7 protein-coding genes are annotated in these 7,113 nt (G+C 70.9%); 3 read left to right on the top strand and 4 right to left on the bottom strand.

What is annotated here, in order from left to right; genetic code table 11:
* Window positions 1-1,159 precede the first annotated feature (1,159 nt).
* Complete coding sequence (locus ACF07S_RS08830; RefSeq protein WP_391973767.1) at window positions 1,160-1,921, bottom strand: phosphoglyceromutase; 762 nt, start codon at window positions 1,919-1,921, stop codon at window positions 1,160-1,162.
* 150 nt (window positions 1,922-2,071) lie between these two features.
* Here ACF07S_RS08830 and ACF07S_RS08825 point away from each other — a divergent pair, with 150 nt between their 5' ends.
* Window positions 2,072-3,457, top strand: coding sequence for an MDR family MFS transporter (locus tag ACF07S_RS08825; RefSeq protein WP_391973766.1), 1,386 nt, complete (start codon window positions 2,072-2,074; stop codon window positions 3,455-3,457).
* Between the two features lie 33 nt (window positions 3,458-3,490).
* Here the strand turns inward: ACF07S_RS08825 and ACF07S_RS08820 are convergent, their stop codons facing one another.
* The 3 genes from ACF07S_RS08820 to phoU all read right to left on the bottom strand — a co-directional run bounded on the left by ACF07S_RS08820 (window position 3,491) and on the right by phoU (window position 4,864).
* Window positions 3,491-3,739, bottom strand: coding sequence for an SCO4226 family nickel-binding protein (locus ACF07S_RS08820; RefSeq protein WP_391963838.1), 249 nt, complete (start codon window positions 3,737-3,739; stop codon window positions 3,491-3,493).
* A gap of 146 nt (window positions 3,740-3,885) precedes the next feature.
* The gene (locus ACF07S_RS08815) at window positions 3,886-4,041 is read right to left on the bottom strand and encodes a hypothetical protein (RefSeq protein WP_391963837.1); all 156 of its coding nucleotides are present in this window, start codon (window positions 4,039-4,041) and stop codon (window positions 3,886-3,888) included.
* 121 nt (window positions 4,042-4,162) lie between these two features.
* Window positions 4,163-4,864, bottom strand: coding sequence for a phosphate signaling complex protein PhoU (phoU, locus tag ACF07S_RS08810; RefSeq protein ID WP_391963836.1), 702 nt, complete (start codon window positions 4,862-4,864; stop codon window positions 4,163-4,165).
* Between the two features lie 201 nt (window positions 4,865-5,065).
* On the opposite strand from phoU, the gene ACF07S_RS08805 reads away from it, so the two are divergent.
* Window positions 5,066-6,358 carry a sensor histidine kinase gene (locus tag ACF07S_RS08805; RefSeq protein ID WP_391963835.1) on the top strand — a complete coding sequence of 431 codons (1,293 nt, stop codon included), beginning with the start codon at window positions 5,066-5,068 and terminating at the stop codon, window positions 6,356-6,358.
* Entirely contained in the window at window positions 6,355-7,035 is a 681-nt protein-coding gene (locus ACF07S_RS08800) for a response regulator transcription factor (RefSeq protein ID WP_344601613.1), read from the top strand. Before ACF07S_RS08805 ends, ACF07S_RS08800 begins: the two co-directional genes overlap by 4 nt.
* Window positions 7,036-7,113: the final 78 nt, after the last annotated feature.

Genomic DNA, 7,113 nt, shown 5'->3' with positions numbered 1-7,113 from the left:
ACTCCGACGGGTACGGCGACTCCGACGGGTACGGCGACTCCGACGGGTACGGCGACTCCGACGGGTACGGCGACTCCGACGGGTACGGCGACTCCGACGGGTACGGCGACTCCGACCGCCACGGCCACTCCGACCGCCACGGCCACTCCCACAGACGACGGCCATGACCACGGCAAGAAGCCCGGTGAGCACGGCCACGGCCACGGCAAGAAGCCCGGTGAGCACGGCCACGACCACGGCAAGAAGCCCGGTGAGCACGGCCACCACAAGCACGGCCACCATGACGTGGACAAGTGGACCGATTGGCACTGAGGTCACAGTCGAAATGTCTTAGCTGAGCAGTGTGGTGTCTCTCCCGAGGCCGACTCTTCCGGGCTGTCGCCCGGAAGGGTCGGGAGAGAAAAAGGCGCGCGGCGGATCGCCACCGATTCCGTCGCGCGCAGTCGGCGAAGGCTCAGGAGAAGTAGTACGAGAAACCGGGGCGGAAGGCGGCGTAGGTCCGACCCTTCCAAGTAGTGATCTGCCGGATGCAACGGAGGCCTGCGGATCGGCTTTGGGCTGGAGTTTCAATGACCGGGTCAAGGCCACGGGGCGCCCTCTGCCAGTGCGGTCGGCATTTCGTCGGAGAACGTCTGTGCCTCGGCCGACGAAATGCCGGCCGCGATGGCGGGCGCGCCGACCGATCAGGCGCGTGTGCCTCGCTGCACCCCACCGGCCCGGACCATGTTGCCGACCCTGCGACGTCGAGTCGGGTCAGCCCGTCCTCGTAGGTGGGATGGGTGCGGAAGGTGTCACGGATCTGCCGGTCGATGCGCTTGAGCCGGTCGTCCAGGGCCAGGATCCGAGTAGCCGGGTCGGCGGCGATCTGTACGGCAACGCCCTCGCCCGGCAGCGCGGTGTGCCGGGCCTGAGCTGCCGCCAGGGCCGTGGTCGCCACGCTGCCGGCGTCACGCATGCCTCGATCGACCGGCCAAGCTCGTGAAGCGGTTCCCGCCGGTCGAGAGCCGGGATCGCCGTCCCCGTGGCGCTGCTGATCGTCCTCGACATCCGCATCCGCCGTTGGCCTCGCTGCACCTGACGGCCCGCAGACGGCCCAGCCTCGCCAAAAAGCCCCCGCCCCGCGAGGAAACCGCAGGCCGGGGGCTTAGAGAGGGGCGGCTTACTTCTTCTTGCCCTGGTTCTTGACCGCCTCGATCGCGGCTGCCGCCGCCTCCGGGTCGAGGTACTTGCCGCCGGGGGTGACCGGCTTGAAGTCGGCGTCGAGCTCGTAGTACAGGGGGATGCCCGTCGGGATGTTCAGGCCCGCGATGTCGGCGTCCGAGACGCCGTCGAGGTGCTTGACCAGGGCGCGCAGGCTGTTGCCGTGGGCGGCGATCAGGACCGTGCGGCCGGTCAGCAGGTCGGGGACGATCGAGTCGAACCAGTACGGCAGCATGCGGACGACGACGTCCTTCAGGCACTCCGTCTGCGGGCGCACCTCCGGCGGGAGGGTCGCGTAGCGCGGGTCGGAGAACTGGGAGTACTCGGCGTCGTTGTCGAGCGGGGGCGGCGGGGTGTCGTAGGAGCGGCGCCACAGCATGAACTGCTCCTCGCCGAACTCCGCGAGGGTCTGCGCCTTGTCCTTGCCCTGCAGGGCGCCGTAGTGACGCTCGTTCAGGCGCCAGCTGCGGTTCACCGGGATCCACAGGCGGTCGGCGGCCTCCAGCGCGAGCTGCGCGGTGCGGATCGCGCGCTTCTGGAGGGAGGTGTGGAGCACGTCGGGCAGCAGGCCGGCGTCCTTGAGCAGCTCGCCGCCGCGCGTCGCCTCCTTCTCGCCCTTCGGGGTGAGGTTGACGTCCACCCAGCCGGTGAACAGGTTCTTCTCGTTCCACTCGCTCTCGCCGTGGCGGAGGAGGATCAGCTTGTACGGTGCGTCGGCCATGTGCCCGAGCGTAATCGAAGGGGCCCGGGCGTCGCGCGCCCGCCCGGGGGACGGACGGTTGACGCGATCTGTTAATCGAGTGGCTTCTCGGAGGCGCCCGTCTGTAAGTTGTGCCTGCTGTCTCCGCCGCTTACACCTGGGGGTCTCGCCATGCCGTCCGTCGTCCGCGCGAGACGGGCCGTCCGGGAGAGCGTCTCCGGTCTTCCCCCGGCGTTCTGGTGGCTGTGGACCAGCACCCTGGTCAACCGGCTCGGTGCCTTCGTCGCCACCTTCATGGCGCTCTACCTGACCCTCGACCGCGGTTACTCGGCCACCTACGCCGGTCTCGTCGCCGCCCTGCACGGCTTCGGCGGGGTGATCTCGTCCCTGGTCGCCGGGGTGATGACCGACCGGCTGGGGCGGCGGCCCACGCTGCTCGTCGCGCAGGTGGCCACGGCCGTGTCCGTGGCGGCGCTCGGTTTCGTGCGCGACCCGGCGGCGATCGCCGCCGTCGCCTTCCTGGTCGGCATGGCCTCCAACGCCTCCCGGCCGGCCGTGCAGGCGATGATGGCCGACATCGTGCGTCCCGAGGACCGTATCCGCGCCTTCTCCCTCAACTACTGGGCCGTCAACCTCGGTTTCGCCGTCTCCTCCATGGCCGCCGGGTTCATCGCCGAGTACAGCTACCTCGCCGGGTTCCTCATCGAGGCCCTGATGACCATGGTGTGCGCGGTCGTCGTCTTCGTGAAGCTGCCCGAGTCGAAGCCCGTGCGCAGCGCCGAGGCGGCGGCGCGTGAGGAGTCCGTGGGGCTGGGGACGGTGCTGCGCGACGGGCGGTTCATGGGCGTCGTCACGTTGTCCTTCCTCATCGCGCTGATCTTCCAGCAGGCGTTCGTCGGCCTGCCCATCGCGATGGGCGCGGCCGGGTTCACCCCGGCCGACTACGGGCTGGCCATCGCCGTCAACGGCTTCCTCATCGTCGTGCTGCAGATCCCGGTCACCCGGTTCATCGAGCACCGGGACCCGCGGCGGCTGCTGGTGATCTCCTCGCTGCTCGCCGGGTACGGCCTCGGCCTCACCGCCTTCGCCGGATCGGTCGGCGCCTTCGCCCTCACCGTCTGCGTGTGGACGCTCGCCGAGATCGTCAACGCCCCGACCCAGACCGGTCTCGTCGTACGGCTCTCCCCGGTGCACGGGCGCGGGCGCTACCAGGGCATGTACACGATGTCCTGGGCCGTGGCCGCGCTGGTCGCGCCGCTGATGGCGGGGTTCGTCATCGACCGGTTCGGCGCCGAGTGGCTGTGGGGGACGTGCGCCGCCCTCGGCACGATCGCCGGCCTCGGGTACGGGCTGCTGATGCGGCGCCTGCCGGAGGAGGGCAAGGACGGGGAGGGAAAGGACGGGGAGGGCAAGGACGGGGAGAGGAAGGACGAGGAGAGGAAGGACGAGGGGGAGAAGGGCGGGCGGGGGAACGGCGGTCCGGGGGAGGAGACGGTCGTGGGCCGGCTCGAAGCGGTCCGGGGCACACCGGGCACACCGGCGGTCGGCGCCTCCTGAGAAGCGCCGGTCCCGGAGACCCGCTCCCGGCCCTCACACCGTCAGCGGCACCGCGTGGATCTCGTCGGCCTTGTGGCCGGTGCGTTCGTGGATGCGCTGGACCGCTTCGGCGGACGGCGCCTCCGAGAGGCAGTAGACCGTGCCGGACTCCGGGTCCGCCCACGCCTGCCGGAAGTGGACACCCTCCTCCTGCTGTATCGCGAGGTCGGCCTCGTGGGCCTGCCGCAGCTGGTCCTCCGTGATGCCCCGCATGCCGTGGTGGACGTCCATGAACCGAGCCATGGCCCGCACCTCCTCACACGACGAGTCGCGTACCCTCCATCCACCTCCCATGCTGCGCCCGCGCGTACCCACCGGCATGCCGAAGCCCCGGCGCCGTCCATACGGCGCCGGGGCTTTCGTGCGGGACGTGCCGCCGCGTGCGGCTGTCAGCCGCACTGGCAGGGGTTGCCCGACTGGCAGCCGCAGCCGCAGCCCGAGCCGCAGCCGCAGGCGGCGATCAGGGTGAGCTCGCGGATCGGGGCGGGCTGCTCGGTCCCGCGCTCCTGCGCGGGGTCGGGCGTCGTGCGGGACGGTTCGGCCATGGGACCCTCCTCGAGGCTGGTGCCTGTGGCCATTGGATGCCTGCCCCGCCGGGCGCGGCAACGGCGCATTGAAGCTCGTACGCGCCCGAACCGGGCCTCGCGCGCGGGTGCGGGCCCGCGCTCAGGCGCCCTCTGCCCCCGGCACCGGCTGGATCTCCGGCTGGAGGTCCGCCTGGAGTTCGTCCGCGTGCTCGCCCGTGACCAGGTACACCACCCGCTTGGCGACCGAGACCGCGTGGTCGGCGAAGCGCTCGTAGTAGCGGCCCAGCAGCGTGACGTCGACGGCCGTCTCGATGCCGTGCTTCCAGCGCTCGTCGATCAGGTGCTGGAAGAGGGTGCGGTGCAGCAGGTCCATCGCGTCGTCGTCCTGCTCCAGCTGGAGCGCGAGGTCGACGTCCTTGGTGATGATCACCTCGGCCGCCTTCGCCATCAGGCGCTGGGCGAGCTGGCCCATCTCCAGGATGGTCGCGTGCAGGTCCTGCGGGACCGCCCGCGACGGGTAACGCAGCCGGGCGAGCTTCGCCACGTGCTGGGCGAGGTCGCCGGAGCGCTCCAGGTCCGCCGACATGCGCAGGGAGGTGACGACTATGCGCAGGTCGGTCGCCACCGGCTGCTGGCGCGCCAGCAGGGCGATGGCCCGGGCCTCCAGGTCGTGCTGGAGCTCGTCGACCTTCTGGTCGGCCTCGATCACGCTCTCCGCCAGCTTCAGATCGGCGTCGAGGATGGCGGTCGTGGCGCGCCCGATGGCCGACCCGACCAGCCGGGTCATCTCCACCAGACCGTCGCCGATCGAATCAAGTTCCTCGTGGTACGCGTCCCGCATCAGGGTGGTCCTCTCGTGCGATTCTTCGGGGCTCAGGGGCCTGGGCTCCTACCCACGCTCCCACGTTCCGTTCCGTACGCGACCGATTCCATCACCACAAATGAATCATCCCTGGCTCCAAGGTGAACTCTGGGCGACGAGTGTTCGAGCCGGGCCACCGACGGCTGTGGGCATCGGCCGGGGCATGCCTAACCTGGACGCATGGACGTGAACGCGGCAGTCGCCGCAGCAGCAGCGATCGCCGGAGTGCTCACCGGCGTCATCGCCGTGCTGGCGTTCCGCTTCAGCGAGCGCGAACAGAGGCGCCCCACCCGCACCTCCCTGCACACGGACCCGGTGCTACCGCCGGGTGTGGACACCGTCCTGTCCGTGCTGCGCTCGTCCGCCGTCGTCCTCGACGAGGCCGACGGGGTGGTCAAGGCCAGCTCCGCCGCGTACGCCCTCGGACTGGTCCGCGGCGGCAAGCTCGCCGTGGAACCCATGCTGCAGATGGCCCGCGACACCCGGCGCGACGGTGAGATACGCCAGGTCGAACTCGACCTGCCCCGCCGGGGCACCGGACGCGGCGAGGCCCTCGCGGTCTCCGCGCGGGTGGCGCCGCTCGGCTCCCGGCTCGTCCTGCTGCTGGTGGAGGACCTCACCGAGGCCCGCCGCATAGAGGCGGTACGACGCGACTTCGTCGCCAACGTCAGTCACGAGCTCAAGACCCCCGTGGGCGCGCTCTCGCTGCTCTCCGAGGCCGTGATGGACGCCGCCGACGATCCCGAGGCCGTGGAGCGTTTCGCCGGGCGGATGCAGATCGAGGCGACCCGGCTCACCAACCTGGTGCAGGAGCTCATCGACCTCTCCAGGGTCCAGAACGACGACCCGCTGGAGGACGCCGAACCCATCCGCGTCGACGAACTGGTCGCCGAGGCCATCGACCGCTGCCGGCACGCGGCGGGCACCAAGGAGATCACCATGGCCGCGGGAGGCACCGCCGACCTGGCCGTATGGGGGAACCGCGGTCAGCTCGCCGCCGCGCTCGGCAATCTCGTCGAGAACGCCGTCAACTACTCGCCCGCCCGTACCCGCGTCGGCATCGCGGCCCGCACGGTCGCCCAGCCCGGCGGGGACCTGATCGAGATAGCGGTGACCGACCAGGGCATCGGCATCTCCGACAAGGACAAGGAGCGCATCTTCGAGCGCTTCTACCGGGTCGACCCGGCCCGTTCCCGCGCCACCGGCGGTACGGGACTGGGCCTCGCGATCGTGAAGCACGTGGCCGCCTCGCACGGCGGGGAGGTCACGGTGTGGAGCGCGGAGGGCCAGGGTTCCACTTTCACCCTGCGGCTGCCGGAGGCCGGAGCGGCCCGCCGGCGTGCCCACCAGATGTCCCACCGGGACGACACCGCGGACCTCGACGGCGAGGCCCGGTGGCCGGACCGGCCATCCCCCCACTCTTCCGATCCATCCGCGTACGAAACGCTTTCCTCCCCGGAGGTCCTTCCGTGACCCGTGTGCTCGTCGTCGAGGACGAGGAGTCCTTCTCCGACGCCCTGTCGTACATGCTCCGCAAAGAGGGCTTCGAGGTCGCGGTCGCGACCACCGGGCCCGACGGACTCGACGAGTTCGAGCGCAACGGCGCCGACCTCGTCCTCCTCGACCTGATGCTGCCCGGGCTGCCGGGCACCGAGGTGTGCCGTCAGCTGCGGAGCCGCTCCAACGTCCCCGTCATCATGGTGACCGCCAAGGACAGCGAGATCGACAAGGTCGTCGGCCTGGAGATAGGGGCCGACGACTACGTCACCAAGCCGTTCTCCTCCCGCGAGCTGGTCGCCCGTATCCGCGCGGTGCTGCGCCGGCGCGGCGAGCCGGAGGAGGTGGCCCCCGCGGCCCTGGAGGCCGGTCCGGTCCGGATGGACGTCGACCGGCACGTGGTCACCGTGGGCGGCACCAAGGTCGACCTGCCGCTGAAGGAGTTCGACCTGCTGGAGATGCTGCTGCGCAACGCCGGGCGGGTGCTCACCCGGATGCAGCTCATCGACCGGGTGTGGGGCGCCGACTACGTGGGCGACACCAAGACGCTCGACGTCCACGTCAAGCGGCTGCGCGCCAAGATCGAGCCGGACCCGGGCGCGCCGCGCTACCTGGTGACCGTGCGGGGGCTCGGCTACAAGTTCGAGCCGTAAACCGCAGGCCGTGCGCGGCGGACCGTGCGCCGCAGGCCGTGAACGGCAGGCCAAGAGGACGGTGAAGGGCGGGACCCC

It is taken from the genome of Streptomyces sp. NPDC016640 (assembly GCF_043076215.1).
GTDB lineage: Bacteria > Actinomycetota > Actinomycetes > Streptomycetales > Streptomycetaceae > Streptomyces.
Note: the sequence above shows the minus strand (reverse complement) of the source record. Positions and strands in the feature narration are given on the sequence as shown.